At 64.2% G+C, this 18517-nt stretch carries 19 protein-coding genes and 1 pseudogene; 13 read left to right on the top strand and 7 right to left on the bottom strand.

Annotated features, from left to right (window positions below; all coding sequences use genetic code 11):
- The first annotated feature begins 65 nt into the window (after nt 1–65).
- The 10 genes from VJS90_RS15200 (at nt 66) to hisC (ending at nt 7976) form a co-directional block, all read left to right on the top strand.
- Nucleotides 66–875 (top strand): ATP-binding cassette domain-containing protein, encoded by an 810-nt coding sequence (locus VJS90_RS15200; RefSeq protein ID WP_324122468.1) that lies wholly within the window; start codon nt 66–68, stop codon nt 873–875.
- Nucleotides 875–1672, top strand: coding sequence for a lipid asymmetry maintenance ABC transporter permease subunit MlaE (gene mlaE, locus VJS90_RS15195; protein WP_324122467.1), 798 nt, complete (start codon nt 875–877; stop codon nt 1670–1672). The genes VJS90_RS15200 and mlaE overlap by 1 nt, the downstream gene beginning before the upstream one ends.
- Nucleotides 1672–2139, top strand: a complete 468-nt coding sequence (gene mlaD / locus VJS90_RS15190) for an outer membrane lipid asymmetry maintenance protein MlaD (protein ID WP_324122466.1) — start codon at nt 1672–1674, stop codon at nt 2137–2139. The genes mlaE and mlaD overlap by 1 nt, the downstream gene beginning before the upstream one ends.
- 9 nt (nt 2140–2148) lie before the next feature.
- Nucleotides 2149–2802, top strand: coding sequence for an ABC transporter substrate-binding protein (locus tag VJS90_RS15185; RefSeq protein ID WP_324122465.1), 654 nt, complete (start codon nt 2149–2151; stop codon nt 2800–2802).
- Nucleotides 2799–3101: an STAS domain-containing protein gene (locus VJS90_RS15180; RefSeq protein WP_324122464.1), complete on the top strand. Its 303-nt coding sequence runs from the start codon at nt 2799–2801 to the stop codon at nt 3099–3101. Before VJS90_RS15185 ends, VJS90_RS15180 begins: the two co-directional genes overlap by 4 nt.
- A 118-nt stretch (nt 3102–3219) precedes the next feature.
- Nucleotides 3220–3459 (top strand): BolA family protein, encoded by a 240-nt coding sequence (locus VJS90_RS15175; protein WP_324122463.1) that lies wholly within the window; start codon nt 3220–3222, stop codon nt 3457–3459.
- A gap of 23 nt (nt 3460–3482) precedes the next feature.
- The gene (murA, locus tag VJS90_RS15170; RefSeq protein ID WP_324122462.1) at nt 3483–4748 is read left to right on the top strand and encodes a UDP-N-acetylglucosamine 1-carboxyvinyltransferase; all 1266 of its coding nucleotides are present in this window, start codon (nt 3483–3485) and stop codon (nt 4746–4748) included.
- A 91-nt stretch (nt 4749–4839) separates the two neighbouring features.
- Complete coding sequence (hisG, locus tag VJS90_RS15165) at nt 4840–5475, top strand: ATP phosphoribosyltransferase (RefSeq protein WP_324122461.1); 636 nt, start codon at nt 4840–4842, stop codon at nt 5473–5475.
- Nucleotides 5476–5601: 126 nt separating this feature from the next.
- The gene (hisD, locus tag VJS90_RS15160) at nt 5602–6927 is read left to right on the top strand and encodes a histidinol dehydrogenase (RefSeq protein WP_324122460.1); all 1326 of its coding nucleotides are present in this window, start codon (nt 5602–5604) and stop codon (nt 6925–6927) included.
- Nucleotides 6928–6929: 2 nt separating this feature from the next.
- A complete protein-coding gene (gene hisC, locus VJS90_RS15155) occupies nt 6930–7976 on the top strand; it encodes a histidinol-phosphate transaminase (protein WP_324122459.1) in 1047 nt (348 codons plus the stop codon).
- A gap of 43 nt (nt 7977–8019) precedes the next feature.
- On the opposite strand, the gene VJS90_RS15150 is transcribed toward hisC, so the two are convergent.
- The gene (locus VJS90_RS15150; RefSeq protein WP_324122458.1) at nt 8020–9813 is read right to left on the bottom strand and encodes a hypothetical protein; all 1794 of its coding nucleotides are present in this window, start codon (nt 9811–9813) and stop codon (nt 8020–8022) included.
- Between VJS90_RS15150 and VJS90_RS15145 the strand changes: the two genes are divergently transcribed.
- Nucleotides 9812–11092 (top strand): MFS transporter, encoded by a 1281-nt coding sequence (locus VJS90_RS15145; RefSeq protein WP_324122457.1) that lies wholly within the window; start codon nt 9812–9814, stop codon nt 11090–11092. The genes VJS90_RS15150 and VJS90_RS15145 overlap by 2 nt on opposite strands.
- Before the next feature lie 14 nt (nt 11093–11106).
- On the top strand, nt 11107–11403 hold the full coding sequence (locus VJS90_RS15140) for a GIY-YIG nuclease family protein (RefSeq protein WP_324122483.1): 297 nt from the start codon (nt 11107–11109) through the stop codon (nt 11401–11403).
- On the opposite strand, the gene yejK is transcribed toward VJS90_RS15140, so the two are convergent.
- Nucleotides 11384–12391: a nucleoid-associated protein YejK gene (gene yejK / locus VJS90_RS15135; protein ID WP_324122456.1), complete on the bottom strand. Its 1008-nt coding sequence runs from the start codon at nt 12389–12391 to the stop codon at nt 11384–11386. The two genes, VJS90_RS15140 and yejK, sit on opposite strands and share 20 nt — an antisense overlap.
- A gap of 394 nt (nt 12392–12785) precedes the next feature.
- Here yejK and VJS90_RS15130 point away from each other — a divergent pair, with 394 nt between their 5' ends.
- Entirely contained in the window at nt 12786–13067 is a 282-nt protein-coding gene (locus VJS90_RS15130) for an HU family DNA-binding protein (protein ID WP_158459438.1), read from the top strand.
- A 48-nt stretch (nt 13068–13115) separates the two neighbouring features.
- Here the strand turns inward: VJS90_RS15130 and rlmF are convergent, their stop codons facing one another.
- From rlmF to VJS90_RS15105, 5 genes and pseudogenes are all read right to left on the bottom strand, one after another.
- Nucleotides 13116–14075, bottom strand: coding sequence for a 23S rRNA (adenine(1618)-N(6))-methyltransferase RlmF (rlmF, locus tag VJS90_RS15125; RefSeq protein WP_324122455.1), 960 nt, complete (start codon nt 14073–14075; stop codon nt 13116–13118).
- A gap of 177 nt (nt 14076–14252) precedes the next feature.
- Nucleotides 14253–17099 carry a valine--tRNA ligase gene (locus tag VJS90_RS15120; protein ID WP_324122454.1) on the bottom strand — a complete coding sequence of 949 codons (2847 nt, stop codon included), beginning with the start codon at nt 17097–17099 and terminating at the stop codon, nt 14253–14255.
- 84 nt (nt 17100–17183) lie between these two features.
- Nucleotides 17184–17510 (bottom strand): DNA polymerase III subunit chi, encoded by a 327-nt coding sequence (locus tag VJS90_RS15115; protein ID WP_324122453.1) that lies wholly within the window; start codon nt 17508–17510, stop codon nt 17184–17186.
- A gap of 5 nt (nt 17511–17515) precedes the next feature.
- Nucleotides 17516–17944 (bottom strand): DNA polymerase III subunit chi, encoded by a 429-nt coding sequence (locus tag VJS90_RS15110; protein ID WP_324122452.1) that lies wholly within the window; start codon nt 17942–17944, stop codon nt 17516–17518.
- 49 nt (nt 17945–17993) lie between these two features.
- A pseudogene (locus VJS90_RS15105) lies at nt 17994–18517 on the bottom strand (leucyl aminopeptidase); the annotation flags it as partial.

Raw genomic sequence — 18517 nt, 5'->3', positions numbered from 1 at the left:
GGCGTGTGTGCCTCCATGATGGGGGCAGGCGTCTAGTTGACGAGGCCGCATCGCAAGGAGTCTAGATGAGTGTGGATAGCGCCTACGCGGTCGAGTTGAAGGGCGTGACCTTCAAGCGGGGTTCGCGCAGCATTTTCAACAATGTCGACATACGTATTCCCCGTGGCAAGGTGACTGGCATCATGGGGCCTTCGGGCTGCGGCAAGACCACCCTGCTGCGCCTGATGGGCGCGCAGTTGCGCCCGTCCAGCGGCGAGGTGTGGGTTGCCGGGCAGAACCTGCCGACCTTGTCGCGTGGCGATCTGTTCGATGCCCGCAAGCAGATGGGCGTGCTGTTCCAGAGCGGCGCCCTGTTCACCGACCTCGATGTCTTCGAGAACGTCGCCTTTCCGCTGCGCGTGCACACCCAGCTGTCCGAAGAGATGATCCGCGACATCGTCCTGATGAAGCTGCAGGCCGTGGGCCTGCGCGGGGCCATCGAACTGATGCCCGACGAGCTGTCCGGTGGCATGAAGCGCCGCGTGGCGCTGGCCCGGGCGATCGCGCTCGATCCGCAGATCCTCATGTACGACGAACCATTCGTCGGCCAGGACCCGATCGCCATGGGCGTGCTGGTACGCCTGATCCGCCTGCTCAACGACGCCCTGGGAATCACCAGCATCGTGGTGTCCCATGACCTGGCCGAAACCGCGAGCATCGCCGACTATATCTATGTGGTCGGTGATGGCCAGGTGCTAGGGCAGGGAACGCCGGGCGAGCTGATGGGCTCGGACAACCCGCGCATCCGCCAATTCATGAAGGGCGACCCGGATGGACCGGTGCCTTTCCACTTTCCTGCGCCTGATTACCGCGCCGATCTGCTGGGGGCGCGTTGATGCGCAAGAAATCGTTACTCGAACGGGTGCGCCTGTTTGGCCGTTCGGCCATTGATGTGATAGCGGTGCTGGGCCGCTCGTGCCTGTTCCTGGGGCATGCGCTGATCGGCCGTGGCGGCATCGGCGGCAGCTTCCAGCTGCTGGTCAAGCAGCTCTACTCGGTCGGCGTGCTGTCGCTGGCGATCATCGTCGTGTCCGGTGTGTTCATCGGCATGGTGCTGGCGCTCCAGGGCTACAGCATCCTGACCCAGTACGGTTCCGAGCAGGCGGTGGGGCAGATGGTCGCCCTGACCCTGCTGCGCGAGCTCGGCCCGGTGGTCACCGCGCTGCTGTTCGCCGGCCGTGCCGGCTCTGCGCTGACCGCTGAAATCGGCAACATGAAGTCCACCGAGCAACTGTCGAGCCTTGAGATGATCGGCGTCGACCCGCTCAAGTACATCGTCGCCCCGCGCCTGTGGGCCGGCTTTATCTCGCTGCCGCTGCTGGCGCTGATCTTCAGCGTGGTCGGCATCTGGGGAGGCTCGTGGGTCGCCGTCGACTGGCTTGGCGTCTACGAAGGTTCGTTCTGGGCGAACATGCAGAACAGCGTCTCGTTCACCGACGACGTATTGAACGGGCTGGTCAAGAGCCTGGTCTTTGCCTTCGTCGTCACCTGGATCGCCGTATTCCAGGGCTACGACTGCGAACCCACCTCAGAGGGGATCAGCCGTGCCACCACCAAGACCGTGGTCTATGCCTCGCTGGCAGTACTGGGTCTGGACTTTATTCTGACCGCTTTGATGTTTGGAGATTTCTGATGCAAAACCGCACCCTGGAAATCGGTGTCGGCCTGTTCCTCCTGGCCGGGATCCTGGCGCTGCTGCTGCTGGCCCTGCGTGTCAGTGGGCTTTCCGCAAGCCCCAGTACCGATACTTATAAAGTTTACGCGTACTTCGACAATATCGCCGGTTTGACGGTCAGAGCCAAGGTGACCATGGCGGGCGTGACCATCGGCAAGGTCACCGCCATCGACCTGGACCGCGATTCCTACACCGGTCGGGTGACGCTGCAGCTGGACAAGACCGTCGACAACCTGCCGACCGACTCCACTGCCTCGATCCTGACCGCCGGGTTGCTCGGCGAGAAATACATCGGTATCAGCGTGGGCGGCGAAGACGCCGTGCTCAAGGACGAAGGTGTCATCCATGACACCCAGTCCTCGCTGGTGCTCGAAGACCTGATTGGCAAGTTCCTGCTCAATTCCGTTGGCAAAGACGCTAAATAAGGAGTTTTCATGATCTCAATCCTGCGACGTGGCCTGCTGGTACTGCTGGCATCCCTGCCGATGCTGGCCATGGCGGCACCCGGCCAATCGGCCCATGACCTGATCCAGGGCACCACCGACAAGCTGCTGGCCGATCTCCAGGCCAACAAGCAGACCTACCAGACCAACCGTGAGGCCTTCTACCAGGCGCTCAACGGGATTCTCGGGCCGGTCGTCGACGCCGACGGCATCTCCAAGAGCATCATGACGGTCAAGTACTCGCGCAAGGCGACCCCGGCGCAGATGCAGCGCTTCCAGGAAAACTTCAAGCGCAGCCTGATGCAGTTCTATGGCAATGCCTTGCTCGAATACAACAACCAGGGCATCAAGGTCGATCCGGCCAAGGATGAAAGCGGCGAGCGCACCAGCGTCGGCATGAAGGTCACCGGCAACAACGGCGCGGTGTACCCGGTGTCGTACACCCTCGAGAAAATCGGCGGTGAATGGAAAGTGCGCAACGTGATCGTCAATGGCATCAACATCGGCAAGCTGTTCCGTGACCAGTTCGCCGATGCCATGTCGCGTAACGGTAACGACCTGGACAAGACCATCGACGGCTGGGCCGGTGAAGTGGCCAAGGCCAAGCAGACCGCGGAAACCTCGCCCGACAAGGAAGTGCAATGAGCGAGGCGGGCGTGAGCATGGTCGAGCCGGGCGTCCTGTGCCTGTCCGGGGTGCTGGACTACCGTAGCGGTCCTGCCCTGCGCAAGGACGGCAAGGCGCTGATAGGCGCCTGCCGCGAGCCGCGCCTGGTGCTCGATTGCTCCGCGGTGGTCAAGTCTTCAAGTGTCGGCTTGTCGCTGCTGCTGGCGTTCATGCGCGATGGCCAGGCCGCCGGCAAGTCGTGCACGCTGCGCGGCATTCCCGAGGACATGCAGGAAATTGCCCAGGTCTATGACCTGGACGAGGTGCTGGCGGGCTGATGGCCCGCCTCCCGAAGGTGGCCCCTCGGTCAGCGTGCTCGTTCATGGGCTTCGCAGGCGGGGGGCTTTTTTGTATGATGGCCGACCCGCGCGCACAGGGCGCCGATTGAGGTTGAGCATGCAGGCCGTAGAAGTTAAACGCTTCCTTGAAGAAAAATTGCCAGGAACCCGCGTAGAAGTAGAGGGTGAAGGCTGCAACTTCCAGTTGAACGTCATCAGCGACGAGCTGGCTGGCCTGAGCCCGGTCAAGCGTCAGCAAGCGATCTATGCTCACCTGAACCCGTGGATAGCCGATGGCAGTATCCATGCGGTAACCATGAAATTTTTCAGCAGCGCAGCCTGGGCTGAGCGCACCTGAGCCAACTTGGCGGCGAGACTCCAATGGACAAACTGATTATTACTGGCGGCGCACGCCTTGACGGCGAGATCCGCATTTCCGGGGCGAAGAACGCTGCCCTGCCGATCCTGGCCGCGACCTTGCTGGCCGATGGCCCGGTCACGGTCGGCAACCTGCCGCACCTGCACGACATCACCACCATGATCGAGCTGTTCGGCCGCATGGGCATCGAGCCTGTGATCGACGAAAAGCTGGCGGTGGAAATCGACCCGCGCACCATCAAGACCCTGGTCGCTCCCTACGAGCTGGTCAAGACCATGCGCGCCTCGATCCTGGTGCTCGGCCCCATGGTCGCGCGCTTCGGTGAGGCCGAAGTCGCCTTGCCTGGCGGTTGCGCCATCGGTTCGCGTCCGGTCGACCTGCACATCCGCGGCCTTGAAGCCATGGGCGCGAAGATCGAGGTCGAAGGCGGCTATATCAAGGCCAAGGCCCCTGAAGGCGGCCTGCGTGGCGCGCACTTCTTCTTCGACACGGTCAGCGTGACCGGTACCGAGAACATCATGATGGCCGCGGCCCTGGCCAAGGGCCGCAGCGTGCTGCAAAACGCCGCGCGCGAGCCTGAGGTGGTGGACCTCGCCAACTTCCTGATCGCCATGGGCGCGAACGTGCAGGGCGCTGGCACCGACACCATCACCATCGATGGCGTCGAGCGCCTGCACTCGGCCAACTACCGCGTGATGCCTGACCGTATCGAGACCGGCACCTACCTGGTCGCCGCTGCCGTCACCGGTGGCCGTGTCAAGGTCAAGGACACCGATCCGACCATCCTTGAAGCCGTCCTCGAGAAGCTCAAGGAAGCCGGTGCCGACATCACCACCGGTGAGGACTGGATCGAGCTGAACATGCATGGCAAGCGGCCCAAGGCCGTCAACCTGCGTACCGCTCCGTACCCGGCGTTCCCGACCGACATGCAGGCGCAGTTCATCTCGCTCAACGCCATTGCCGAAGGCACGGGCGCGGTCATCGAGACGATCTTCGAAAACCGCTTCATGCACGTGTACGAGATGCACCGCATGGGCGCGCAGATCCAGGTCGAGGGCAACACCGCCATCGTCACCGGCACCCGTGCTCTCAAGGGTGCTCCCGTCATGGCGACCGACCTGCGCGCTTCGGCGAGCCTCGTGCTGTCGGCCCTGGTCGCCGAAGGCGATACGCTGATCGACCGCATCTACCACATCGACCGTGGTTACGAGTGCATCGAGGAAAAACTGCAGATGCTGGGCGCGAAGATCCGCCGCGTGCCGGGCTAGCCTGTGAACGGCGCAGGGATGCGCCAGCCGAATCAAATGCCGCCGGGCTCGTGGCCCGGCCGGCTGTAGCTGCTTAAGGACCGACGTTCCCATGTTGACCATCGCGCTATCCAAAGGCCGTATTCTCGACGACACCCTGCCATTGCTGGCCGAGGCCGGTATCGTGCCGACCGAGAATCCGGACAAGAGCCGCAAGCTCATCATCCCCACGACCCAGGACGATGTGCGCCTGCTCATCGTGCGGGCCACCGACGTGCCGACCTACGTCGAGCATGGCGCCGCCGACCTTGGCGTCGCCGGCAAGGACGTGCTCATGGAGTACGGCGGCCAGGGCCTGTACGAGCCCCTGGACCTGCAGATCGCCCGTTGCAAGCTGATGACCGCCGGTGCGGTGGGTGCCCCCGAGCCCAAGGGCCGCCTGCGCGTGGCCACCAAGTTCGTCAACGTTGCCAAGCGCTACTATGCCGAACAGGGCCGCCAGGTCGACATCATCAAGCTGTACGGCTCGATGGAGCTGGCACCGCTGATCAACCTGGCCGACAAGATCATCGACGTCGTCGACACCGGCAATACGCTGCGCGCCAACGGCCTGGAACCCCAGGACTGGATCGCCGACATCACCTCCCGGCTCGTGGTCAACAAGGCATCGATGAAGATGCAGCATGCCCGCATCCAGAGCCTGATCGACACGCTGCGCCAAGCGGTCGAATCGCGACACCGCGGCTGACTCCTGTGCGCGACCTCTGCTGTCGCGCCCGTCTATCCGCGTCATAGCCTTTAATCTCGGGTGCCCGCGCGGATGGACTGGTAGCCTTGGGCGCCTGAGCATTCGCTAATAATCGAGGCCCTCGTCATGACCCTGTCCACTGCAATCGCCCGTCTCAACGCTGCCGACCCGGATTTCGCCCGACATCTGGATCATCTGCTGAGCTGGGAGAGCGTGTCCGATGAGGCGGTCAACCAGCGTGTGCTGGACATCATCAAGGCCGTGCGCGAGCGTGGCGACGCGGCGCTGGTGGAGTTCACCCAGCGCTTCGATGGCGTGACGGCCACGCGCATCGAAGACCTGATCCTCGACCGCGAACGCCTTGAGCTGGCGCTGACCCGCATCACCCCGGCGCAGCGCCAGGCGCTGGAACTGGCCGCCAACCGCGTGCGCATCTACCACGAACACCAGAAGCAGGACTCCTGGCAGTACACCGAGGCCGACGGCACCGTGCTGGGCCAGAAGGTCACCCCGCTGGACCGCGCGGGCCTTTACGTGCCGGGTGGCAAGGCGTCGTATCCGTCCTCGGTGCTGATGAATGCCATCCCGGCCAAGGTCGCCGGGGTAGGCGAAGTGGTCATGGTGGTGCCGACTCCACGCGGCGAGATCAACGAGCTGGTGCTGGCCGCGGCCTGCATCGCCGGTGTCGACCGCGTGTTCACCGTTGGCGGCGCCCAGGCGGTCGCGGCGCTGGCCTATGGCACCGAGAGCGTGCCCCAGGTCGACAAGATCGTCGGTCCGGGCAATATCTACGTGGCCACCGCCAAGCGCCATGTGTTCGGCCAGGTGGGTATCGACATGATCGCCGGCCCTTCGGAGATCCTCGTGGTGTGCGACGGCCAGACCGATCCGGACTGGATCGCCATGGACCTGTTCTCCCAGGCCGAGCACGACGAGGACGCCCAGGCGATCCTGGTCAGCCCGGACGCCGCGTTCCTCGACCGCGTTGCCGCCAGCATCGACAAGCTGATGCCGACCATGGAGCGTGCCGAGATCATCCGCACCTCCATCAATGGCCGTGGCGCGCTGATCCACGTGCGCGACATGCAGCAGGCCCTCGAGGTGGTCAACCGCATCGCCCCGGAGCACCTGGAACTGTCGGTCGCTGATCCGCAGGCCCTGCTGCCGCACATCCGCCACGCCGGCGCGATCTTCATGGGCCGCCACACCAGCGAAGCCTTGGGCGACTATTGCGCAGGCCCGAACCACGTGCTGCCAACCTCGGGCACCGCGCGGTTCTCCTCGCCGCTGGGGGTGTACGACTTCCAGAAGCGCTCCTCGATCATCTTCTGCTCCGAGCAGGGCGCGTCCGAGCTTGGCCAGACCGCGTCGGTCCTGGCTCGGGGCGAGTCGCTGACCGCCCACGCCCGCAGCGCCGAATACCGCATCCTTAACGACAAGCAGGGGAACTGAGCATGAGTCGATTCTGGAGTCCCTTCGTCAAGGACCTGGTGCCTTACGTGCCGGGCGAGCAGCCCAAGCTGGCCCGTCTGGTGAAGCTCAACACCAACGAGAACCCGTACGGCCCGTCGCCCAAGGCGCTCGAGGCCATGCGCGCCGAGATCAACGACAACCTGCGCCTGTACCCTGACCCAAACAGCGACCGCCTCAAGCAGGCGGTGGCGGACTACTACGGTGTGAAACCCGCCCAGGTGTTCCTGGGCAACGGCTCGGACGAGGTGCTCGCGCACATCTTCCACGGCCTGTTCCAGCACCAGGGTCCGCTGCTGTTCCCGGACGTCAGCTACAGCTTCTATCCGGTCTACTGCGGCCTTTATGGCATTCCGTTCGAGCAGGTGGCGCTGGACGAGCAGTTCCAGATCCGCGTCGATGACTACCGCAAGCCCAATGCCGGGATCATCTTCCCCAACCCCAACGCGCCCACTGGTTGCCTGTTGGCGCTGGAGGCCATCGAGCAATTGCTCGAGGCCAACCGCGATTCGGTGGTGGTGGTCGACGAAGCCTACATCGACTTCGGCGGCGAGACGGCCATCAGCCTGGTGGACCGCTACGACAATCTGCTGGTGACCCAGACCCTGTCCAAGTCGCGCTCGCTGGCGGGACTTCGAGTAGGGCTGGCGGTGGGTCACCCGGACCTGATCGAGGCGCTTGAGCGGATCAAGAACAGCTTCAACTCCTACCCGCTCGACCGCATGGCGATTGCCGGCGCGGCGGCCGCGTTCGAGGACCAGGCGTACTTCGAGCAGACCTGCGTCAAGGTGATCGGCAGCCGTGAAGCCTTGGTCAAGGAGCTGACCGCGCGTGGTTTCGACGTGCTGCCCTCGGCCGCCAACTTCATCTTTGCCCGTCATCCGCACCACGATGCCGGCGAGCTGGCGGCGCGGTTGCGGGAGCAGGGCGTGATCGTGCGGCATTTCAAGCAGGCCCGGATCGCGCAGTTCCTGCGCATCACCATCGGCACGCCGGAGATGAACCAGGCGCTGCTTGACGCCTTGGGTTGATCGCATGACACAGCCCCCGGGTGCAACGCCCGGGGGCTTTTGCTTACCAGCTCAGCCCAGGCCAGGTCGTGTTGTCGATCTTCGCAGGGTAGAAGTCCGAGACGCTGTCGGTGTCCATGTCGTATTTCACATAGGTCATGTTGTCGAGGAAGAAGAAGGCGGCATTCTTTTCGCCGTCCCGCACGGCGGCGACAATCCTGTCCTTGTGCTCGGCCAGGCCTGGCCAGAAATAAGCGTTGACCGGCTGCGGGTAATTGTCTTCCACCCGATCCGCTAGCAGGTCGTATCTCAGGAAGGTGTTGTCGTCGAGGAAGATATGGACCTTGTCGTTCTTCCAGCGGACCGCCGTCCGGATGCGCGTGGCGTAAGCGCCCAGACCCGGCCAGGTGCTGTCGGTGATGCGCGCGGGATAGCCGTCGACTACCTTGTCGGCGCTTTTGTCATATTTCATATAACGGCCATCACCCATCAGGAAGAACGCGAACTGCTTGTTCTGGCTGAATGACGCGACCAGCAGATGCCGGTACTCAGCCAGTCCCGGCCAGTTGTACTCGTCCGTCTGGCGTGGGTAGCCTGGGTCGGTGGCATTCTCCACCGTGTTGAAGCGGCTGTAGATGCCCTGGCTGAACAGGAAGAACAGACTGGAGCCGGACCAGTCAAGGACGGTCTGGATATAGTCGTGCCTGATACGGCAATAGGTGTCGCGCAGTTTCAGCGAGTAGACGGTGGCGCCTCCCAAGCGCGGGTCGGTCCATACCTGGCGAGAAGCTGGTACCGAGGCGGCCAGCGCGCCGTCCTTGCGAATCTCCACCGTGGCGCTGTCATCGCTGATCCAGCGCAGGGTGGAGGCAGCCGCATCAACCCGCGGCTTGCGCGCGCCCAGCTCGCCAATCAATGGGATGGAGTCCATGTCCCAGGCATCGGAGGCGGGCTTGATCCCCATGTGCCGGAGGATGGTCGGGGCGATCGCGGTCTGGGCCGCATAACCATAAAGGGTATCGAGGCCGGCCGGTGGATTGTTGGAGGTCAGTTCCAGGTTGGGTTCCTTGTTGCAGGCAATGAAAATGGTCTTTTCCGAAACGCTGTGGCCGCCATGCCCGTATCCCGAAGCGTCGCGGCCATGGTCCGTGGTGACCAGCACCAGCCAGTCCTCGTCCGGATGGCCCGCCTCGCGCGCTTGCACCGCGTCCAGAAGCGCATTGAGGTAGGCGTCGGTCTGAAGCAGTGCGCTGTCATATTCCTCGCCAAAACCGTGGGCACGGGCGGCCAGGTCCGGATCGCTCAGTTGAAGGAAGGTAAAACCCGCGCCAATGCCTTCCACGGAATGCCGCGCTACCCTCTCCGCGTTTGCGTCGTTCTCCCTGAACGTCCAGGTTCTTACGCCCTCCAGCTGACCGGCCAGGAACGTGTGAATGGTGGGCCAGGTCACAACGCTTGTTATCGACAACTTGCTGTCGTGGTCGCTCAGGCGGCGCATGACCGTTGGGCAGGCTGGATTGGCGCGAAGTCTATCGCCGTCATGGGTTATCCCATGCTTGTCCGCCCAGGTTCCGGTCAGGACAGTCATCCATCCAGGACCGCTCCAGGTACTCGCCTCGGAAGATTCGCCGACGATGCCGCCGGTGTAGGCCTCGTTGTATTGAAGACGTTTCAAGGCAGTGCTCAGTTCGGCGAATCGCTTGATCTGCACGCCATCGAGACCAATCAGCAGTGTTTTGGGAGTCATGCGTTTTTCCTCGTTGAATGTCACGAAGATCCTACGCATCACCCCACGGCCGACAACTCGCGGGAATGTGAGGTATTGTGCCCCGGCATCCTGAATGAGCGAGAGGGCCATGGCCGAGAAACTGATGCGCGACGCCGAAACTGGCGGGGCGCACCCCGATGAACTACTGATTGATGCCGAGGCTAGCGACGAAGCGGTCCAGCGCCAGCCGCTGCCGGTGCGCCAGACCTGGCTGTTGCTGCTGGGCCTGGTGCTGGTCGCGCTGAACCTGCGTCCGGCGCTGTCCAGCATGGCGCCGCTGCTGGGGCAGGTCTCCTCGAGCCTGGGCCTGAGCGCTGCCCAGGCCGGGTTGCTGACGACCCTGCCTGTGCTCTGCCTCGGGCTGTTCGCGCCGCTGGCGCCCATCCTGGCCCGCCGCTTCGGCAGCGAGCGGGTCATCCTCGGCATTCTGCTGACCCTGGCCGCCGGCATCCTCGTGCGCAGCACTCTGGGCGTCACAGGCCTGTTCCTGGGCAGCATCCTTGCTGGTGCCAGCATTGGCGTGATCGGCGTGCTGCTGCCGGGCATCGTCAAGCGTGATTTCCCACAGCATGCCGGCACCCTGACGGGTGTCTACACCATGGCCCTGTGCCTTGGCGCGGCGATGGCGGCGGGCGCCACCGTGCCCCTCGCCCAGCACTGGGACGACAGCTGGCCGTTCGGGCTAGGCTTCTGGGTGTTGCCTGCCTTGCTGGCCATGCTGATCTGGCTGCCCCAGGCCCGGCAAGGGCATGGCGCCCACCACGTGGCCTACCGGGTGCGCGGGCTGCTGCATAACCCCTTGGCCTGGCAGGTGACGCTGTACATGGGGCTGCAGTCGTCGCTGGCCTACATCGTCTTCGGCTGGTTGCCCTCGATCCTGATCGGCCGTGGCCTGAGCCCGACCGAGGCAGGCCTGGTGCTGTCGGGCTCGGTGATCGTCCAGCTGGTGAGCTCGCTCAGCGCGCCCTGGCTCGCGACGCGCGGCAAGGACCAGCGCCTGGCCATCGTGATCGTCATGCTGGTCACCCTGGCGGGGCTGTTCGGCTGCCTCTATGCGCCACTGGAGGGGCTGTGGGGCTGGGCGGTGTTATTGGGTCTGGGGCAGGGTGGTACGTTCGCGCTGGCGCTGACACTGATCGTGCTCCGGTCCAGGGACGCCCATGTTGCCGCCAACCTGTCGAGCATGGCGCAAGGCTTTGGCTATACCTTGGCCTCGATGGGGCCGTTCGCGGTGGGCGTGGTGCATGACATCACCGGCGGCTGGGGTGCGGTGGGGTGGATTTTCGCGGTGCTGGGCGTGGGCGCCATCGGCTTTGGCCTCAAGGCCGGACGCGCCTTGCATGTGCAAGTGGTCAGCGAGCGGATCTGAATACCATGCAACCGATGCACGATGAAACACCCGCGCCGGCCAAACCCTGGTTCGTCTACCTGGTGCGGGCAGCCAATGGCACGCTGTACTGCGGCATCAGCGACAATCCCCAGCGGCGCTTCGCGGCCCATCAGAAGGGGCAGGGCGCACGCTACTTCAAGACCAGCCCCGCGCAAGCGCTGGTCTATGTCGAGCAGTGGCCAGATAAAGGAGAAGCGCTGCGCCAGGAGCGCCTGGTCAAGAAGCTGCGCAAGAGTGCCAAGGAGGCGCTGGTGGCCTCCTGGCCGGGTCTCAGTCCTTGCGGCGCTTGAGCTGATCGATCAGCTGGGTCGGCAGGCCCTTGATCACCAGCGTGCCGGCCTCCTCGTCGTACTCCACCTTGGAGCCCAGCAGGTGCGCCTCGAAACTGATCGACAGGCCCTCGGCGCGCCCGGTGAAGCGGCGGAATTGATTGAGCGTGCGCTTGTCGGCCGGGATCTCCGGTGACAGTCCGTAGTCCTTGTTGCGGATATGGTCGTAGAACGCTCGCGGGCGCTCTTCGTCGATCAGCCCCGACAGTTCGGTGAGGGTCACAGGCTCGCCGGCCTTGGTCTGGCTGGTGGCGTAGTCGACCAGGGTCTGGGTCTTCTCGCGAGCGGCCTCCTCGGGCAGGTCCTCGCTTTCGACGAAGTCGCTGAAGGCCTTGAGCAGGGTGCGGGTCTCGCCTGGGCCGTCGACGCCTTCCTGGCAGCCGATGAAGTCACGGAAGTACTCCGAGACCTTCTTGCCGTTCTTGCCCTTGATGAACGAGATGTACTGCCGGGAGTTCTGGTTGTTCTTCCACTCCGACAGGTTGATGCGCGCCGCCAGGTGCAGCTGGCCCAGGTCGAGATGGCGCGAGGGGGTGACGTCGAGCTCGGCGTTCACCGCCACGCCGTCGCTGTGGTGCAGCAGGGCGATGGCCAGGTACTCGGTCATGCCCTGTTGGTAATGGGCGAACAGCACATGCCCGCCCGTGGACAGGTTGGACTCCTCCATCAGCTTTTGCAGGTGCTCGACCGCGGTACGGCTGAAGGCGGTGAAGTCGCGCTCCTCATCCAGGTACTGCTTGAGCCAGCCACTGAACGGGTGGGCGCCGGACTCGGCGTGGAAGAAACCCCAGGCCTTGCCTTGCTTGGCGTTGTAGCTGTCGTTGAGGTCGGCCAGAAGATTTTCGATGGCGTCGGACTCATTGAGCTCGCGCTCGCGGGCATGCAGCACCGCGGGGGTGCCATCGGGTTTCTTGTCGATCAGGTGGACGATGCAATGACGGATCGGCATGGGATTCTCGACTCAAGGGGCCCCAGCGGGGCCGCGCTGCAAAGTCGCCCAGTTTACCCTAGGGCAGGGGCGATGCAGTGGGCGGATGCAGGCAGAAATGCCGGTTGCCGATTTTTTGACCGTTTTTGCCGGATTTTTCGGGCAAACCCCCGAAAAACCTGCACAAAAGCGCGGTCGGCAGCGGATATTTATCCGTTCCTGTGGTAGTTTTGCCCGGTCTTGCGCCCCCTTGTGGCGCATTGCTGGCAGCTGCCGCGCGATGGGTCGAACCAAACGGCGTTTTACGTATCTTACGTACGCGATTGCCAAGACCCGTCGGACTATCGCGGTGCGGGGCAAAGACCCACGTTGCACGCTGCTTATCTACTGAATTTGATAGGGAAGGAACACCACCATGGCATTGACCAAAGACCAACTGATTGCCGATATCGCCGAAGCGATCGATGCGCCGAAGACCACCGCGCGCAACGCCCTGGAGCAACTGGGCCAGATCGTCGCTGACCAACTGGAAAACGGCGCGGAAATCACCCTGCCAGGTATCGGCAAGCTGAAAATCTCCGAGCGTCCTGCCCGTACCGGCCGCAACCCTTCGACTGGCGCTGCCATCGAAATCGCTGCCAAGAAAGTCGTCAAGTTCGTACCTGCCAAGGTCCTGACCGACGCCGTCAACAAGTAATTTGTTGAAGCTTTCGAACCGCGCCCGGCTTGTCCGGGCGCGGTTTTTTCATGCCTGCGGTTTGCCTTCGGGGCGCTTCAGCCAAACCTGACGCTGCGTGCTGTCCTGGAAGGTCCAGGCGACCATGCGGCTCTGTTTCTGCCCCTGGCCCATCTCCACCACGCGCTGCGCCTTGACGCCGGCCTTCTTCAGCGCGGCCTCGATCCCCGGCAGATTGCTGGCCTTGGACACCAGGCTGGTGAACCACAGCACCTGGCCGCCCAGCTGGGCGCTCTCGCTGATCAACTGAGTGACGAAGCGGATCTCGCCGCCTTCGCACCAGAGCTCGTTGTTCTGTCCGCCAAAGTTGAGCACCGGCAGCTTGCGCTTGGGGTCGGCCTTGCCCAGCGCTTTCCATTTGCGCTGGCTGCCCCGGGTGGCTTCCTCGCGCGAGGCGTGGAAGGGCGGGTTGCACAGGGTCAGGTCAAAGCGTTCGTCTTCCTTGAGCAGGCCTAGCAGGATGTGCTTGCGGTTGTCCTGCGCGCGCAGGGTGATGGCCTTGGCCAGGCCGTTGGCCTGGACGATTGCCCTGGCCGCGCCCAGGGCCATGGCGTCGATGTCCGAGCCCAGGAAGCGCCAGCGGTAGTCACTGTGGCCGATCAAGGGATAGATGCAGTTGGCGCCCACGCCGATGTCCAGCGCGCGCACCTGGGGGCCACGGGGAATCTCGCCGCCGTTGTCCTCGGCCAGCAGGTCGGCCAGCACATGCAGGTAGTCGGCGCGCCCGGGGATGGGAGGGCAGAGGTAGTCGGCGGGAATGTCCCAGTGGGCGATGCCGTACTGGGCCTTGAGCAGCGCCCGGTTGAACACGCGCACAGCTTCGGGGTTTGCGAAGTCGATGCTGGGCTTGCCGTAGGGGTTGGTTATCATGAAGCGGCCGAGGTCAGGCAGGCACTTGATCAGGGCGGGAAAGTCGTAGCGGCCTTGGTGGCGGTTGCGGGGGTGCAGGGTGGGCTTGGTGCTGGTCATGGGAAGTCCGGGGGAGCGTGTGGACCTTGGGGCCGCGTTGCGGCCCATCGCGGCACGAGGCCGCTCCTACAGGGTTTGGGGGTGTCTGCCGTGAGGCAATACACCGACCTCCCTGTGGGAGCGGCCTCGTGCCGCGATCGAGGGCAACGCCCTCGCCGTCACACCGCGATCAGAAAATTACAGCGCGGCAATCCGTGCATGCTGCTCGGTGAAGTTGGCCAGCGCCTGCTCGGCTTCGGCGAGCTTCGCGCGCTCCTTGTCGATCACGGCCGGCGGGGCCTTGTCGACAAAGGCGGCGTTGGACAGCTTGCCACCCACACGTTGCACTTCGCCTTGCAGTCGCTGGATCTCTTTGTTCAGACGGGCAAGCTCGGCGTCCTTGTCGATCAGACCAGCCATCGGCACCAGCACCTGCAGATCGCCGACCAGCGCGGTGGCGCTCAATGGCGCCTCGTCCTGCTCGCCCAGCACGGTGAAGGCCTCGATCTTCGCCAGCTTCTTGAGCAGCGCTTCGTTTTCCTGCAGACGGCGCTGGTCTTCGCTGCTGGCGTTCTTCAGGAACAGCGACAGGGGCTTGCCCGGGCCGATGTTCATCTCGCCGCGGATGTTGCGCACGCCGAGCATCAGCTCCTTGAGCCACTCGATATCCCCTTCGGCGGCGGCATCGATGCGGCTTTCATTGGCCACCGGCCAAGGTTGCAGCATGATGGTCTTGCCTTCTGCGCCTGCCAGCGGCGCCAGGCGCTGCCAGATTTCCTCGGTGATGAACGGCATGAACGGGTGTGCCAGGCGCAGCGCCACTTCGAGCACGCGCACCAGGGTGCGACGGGTGCCACGGGCGCGCTCGACCGGTGCGTTCTCATCCCACAGGACCGGCTTGGACAGCTCCAGGTACCAGTCGCAGTACTGGTTCCAGATGAACTCGTACAGCGCCTGGGCAGCCAGGTCGAAGCGGAACTGCTCCAGCTGGCGGGTCACTTCGGCTTCGGTGCGCTGCAACTGAGAGATGATCCAGCGATCGGCCAGCGACAGCTCGTAGGCCTCGCCGTTCTGGCCGCAGTCCTCGCCCTTGTCCAGCACGTAGCGGGCGGCGTTCCAGATCTTGTTGCAGAAGTTGCGGTAGCCTTCGACGCGGCCCATGTCGAACTTGATGTCGCGGCCGGTCGAGGCCAGCGAGCAGAACGTGAAGCGCAGGGCGTCGGTGCCGTAGCTGGCGATCCCTTCGGGGAACTCGGCCTTGGTCTGCTTGGCGATCTTCTCGGCAAGCTTGGGCTGCATCATGCCGCTGGTACGTTTTTCAAGCAGGGCGTCGAGGGTGATGCCATCGACGATGTCCAGCGGGTCGAGCACGTTGCCCTTGGACTTGGACATCTTCTGGCCCTGGCCATCACGCACCAGGCCATGCACGTAGACCGTCTTGAACGGTACCTGCGGGGTGCCGTCCTCGTTCTTCACCAGGTGCATCGTCAGCATGATCATCCGGGCGACCCAGAAGAAGATGATATCGAAGCCCGTGACCAGCACATCGGTGGAGTGGAAGGTCTTGAGGAACTCGGTCTGCTGCGGCCAGCCCAGGGTGGAGAAGGTCCACAGGCCGGAACTGAACCAGGTGTCGAGCACGTCGTTGTCCTGGTTCAGGACCACATCGGCGCCCAGGTTGTGCCTGGCGCGGACTTCTTCCTCGCTGCGTCCGACATAGACCTGGCCGGCCTCGTCGTACCACGCTGGAATGCGGTGGCCCCACCACAGCTGGCGGCTGATGCACCAGTCCTGGATGTCACGCATCCAGGAGAAATACATGTTCTCGTACTGCTTGGGCACGAACTGGATCTGGCCGTCCTCGACCGCGGCGATCGCAGGCTCGGCCAGCGGTTTGGTCGACACGTACCACTGGTCGGTCAGCCACGGCTCGATGATGGTGCCGGAGCGGTCGCCCTTTGGCACTTTCAGGGCGTGGTCGTCGACGCTGACCAGCAGGCCGGCGGCGTCCAGGTCGGCGACGATCTGCTTGCGCGCGACAAAGCGGTCGAGGCTGGCGTACTGGGCGGGCAGGGTAGTGTCGAGGGTGTCGTTGACGCTGCCGTCGAGGTTGAACACCTGGGCATTGGCGAGCACCAGGGCGTTCTTGTCGAAAATGTTGAGCAGCGGCAGGTTGTGGCGCTTGCCGACTTCGTAGTCGTTGAAGTCGTGGGCTGGGGTGATCTTCACGCAGCCGGTGCCGAACTCGGGGTCGCAGTAGTCATCGGCGATGATCGGGATCAGCCGGCCTACCAGCGGCAGCTCGACGAACTTGCCGATCAGCGCCTGGTAGCGCTCATCGTTCGGGTTGACCGCGACGGCGGCGTCACCGAGCAGGGTTTCCGGACGGGTGGTGGCGACCACCAGGTAGTCCAGGCCCTCGGCTGTTCTGGCGCCATCGGCCAGCGGGTAGCGCAGGTTCCACAGGTGGCCCTTCTCGTCGTGGTTTTCCACCTCGAGGTCGGAGATCGCCGTGTGCAGCTTGGTGTCCCAGTTGACCAGTCGCTTGCCGCGGTAGATCAGGCCGTCTTCGTGCAGGCGCACGAAGGCTTCCTTGACCGCTTCGGACAGGCCATCGTCCATGGTGAAGCGCTCGCGGCTCCAGTCGACCGACGACCCCAGGCGGCGGATCTGCCGGCTGATGTTGCCGCCCGACTGTTCCTTCCACTCCCAGACCTTGTCGAGGAACTGCTCGCGGCCCAGGTCATGACGGCTCTGGCCCTTGGCCTCGAGCTGACGCTCGACCAGCATCTGGGTCGCGATACCGGCGTGGTCGGTGCCCGGCTGCCACAGGGTGTTGCGGCCCTGCATGCGGCGGAAACGGATCAGGGCGTCCATGATCGCGTTGTTGAAGCCGTGGCCCATGTGCAGGCTGCCGGTGACGTTCGGCGGCGGGATCATGATGGTGTAGGAGTCGCCTGCACCTTGTGGGGCGAAATAGTTCTCGGACTCCCAGGTGTTGTACCAGGAAGTTTCGATGGCGTGCGGCTGGTAGGTCTTATCCATGCGCGGCGGGACCCTATGGCGTTAATTCAGGAAAGCCGGGAAGTATAACCAAGCTGCAGGCTGCAAGCGACAAGCTGCGACTGATCAGGGCTTGAGCAGGCGCTCCAGGCGCGCGGCAAGGCGGCGTTTGATCTCGGTTTCGATATGCGGGGTGAAGTCGTTGATCACGTCCTGCATGATCAGCTGCGCGGCGGCGCGCAGTTCACTGTCCAGGTGCAGCAGGGTGTCCTGGCGGCGGGTTTGCGCATCTTCGGCGGGCGCCTCTGCGGGCGCGTCCTGCAAGACGGGAATGTGCTCGACGGTTTCGGTCAGCAAGGGCGGTTGCAGGTCGGCATCGCCCAGCAGCTGGCGGATCGACTCCAGGTCATCAAGCAGGTGTGCGGATTGGGGCATGGCAGTGGGCTTGTCCATCGTCGTCAAAGTCGCTGTAAGCGGTGGTCTTGCAGAGCATAGCCCTGTTCGCGATAGAAACGGAACCGCTCGCGTGCGGCCTGGCGAATGCCGGGCTGTTCCACGACGATCTCGGCAACCCGCTCGAACTGGCCGGCAAAGGCAGGCACGTCGGGACCGAGGTTGATCAGCAGGTCACGGTGCTCGCCTGCGTCAAGGCCGACGCCCAGCGCGACCGGGGCGTCGGCATGGGCCTCGGCGTGATCGTGGGGGACAAACGCCTCGCCCCTGAAGCGCCACAGCAGCGCGTCCAGCTCATCGCGCTGCGCGGCGTCGTGGCAATGCAGGTACACACGGTGGCCAAGGCGCCAGGCCTTCTCGCACAGCTTGCAGGCGAATTCCAGCCGCGCCGGCAATGAATCGGTGGGCAGGATATAGAAGTCGACTTTGCTCATCGTTCATCGATGCCGGCCGGCGCTGCGCGGGCAGCGCCGGCACGTGGCATCAGGCGCCAGCGCGATCGAGCAGGTACTGGGTGAGCAGCGGCACCGGGCGGCCAGTGGCGCCCTTGTCCTTGCCGCCGCTGGTCCAGGCGGTGCCGGCGATGTCCAGGTGCGCCCAGTCATAGGCCTTGGCGAAGCGCGACAGGAAGCAGCCGGCGGTGATGCTGCCTGCCTTTGGGCCGCCGATGTTGGCGATGTCGGCGAATGGGCTGTCCAGCTGCTCCTGGTATTCCTCGAACAGCGGCAGTTGCCAGGCACGGTCATCGGCACGCTTGCCCGCGTCGAGCAACTGGCCGATCAGTTCGTCGTTGTTGCCCATCAGCCCCGAGGTGTGGCTGCCAAGGGCAACGATGCACGCGCCGGTCAGGGTGGCGATGTCGATCACCGCCTGCGGCTTGAAGCGTTCGGCGTAGGTCAGTGTGTCGCACAGCACCAGGCGGCCCTCGGCGTCGGTGTTGAGGATCTCGACGGTCTGCCCGCTCAGGGTGGTGACGATGTCGCCGGGACGGGTGGCGCCGCCGCTCG

It is taken from the genome of Pseudomonas sp. (genome assembly GCF_035277045.1).
Lineage (GTDB): Bacteria > Pseudomonadota > Gammaproteobacteria > Pseudomonadales > Pseudomonadaceae > Aquipseudomonas.
Note: the sequence above shows the minus strand (reverse complement) of the source record. Positions and strands in the feature narration are given on the sequence as shown.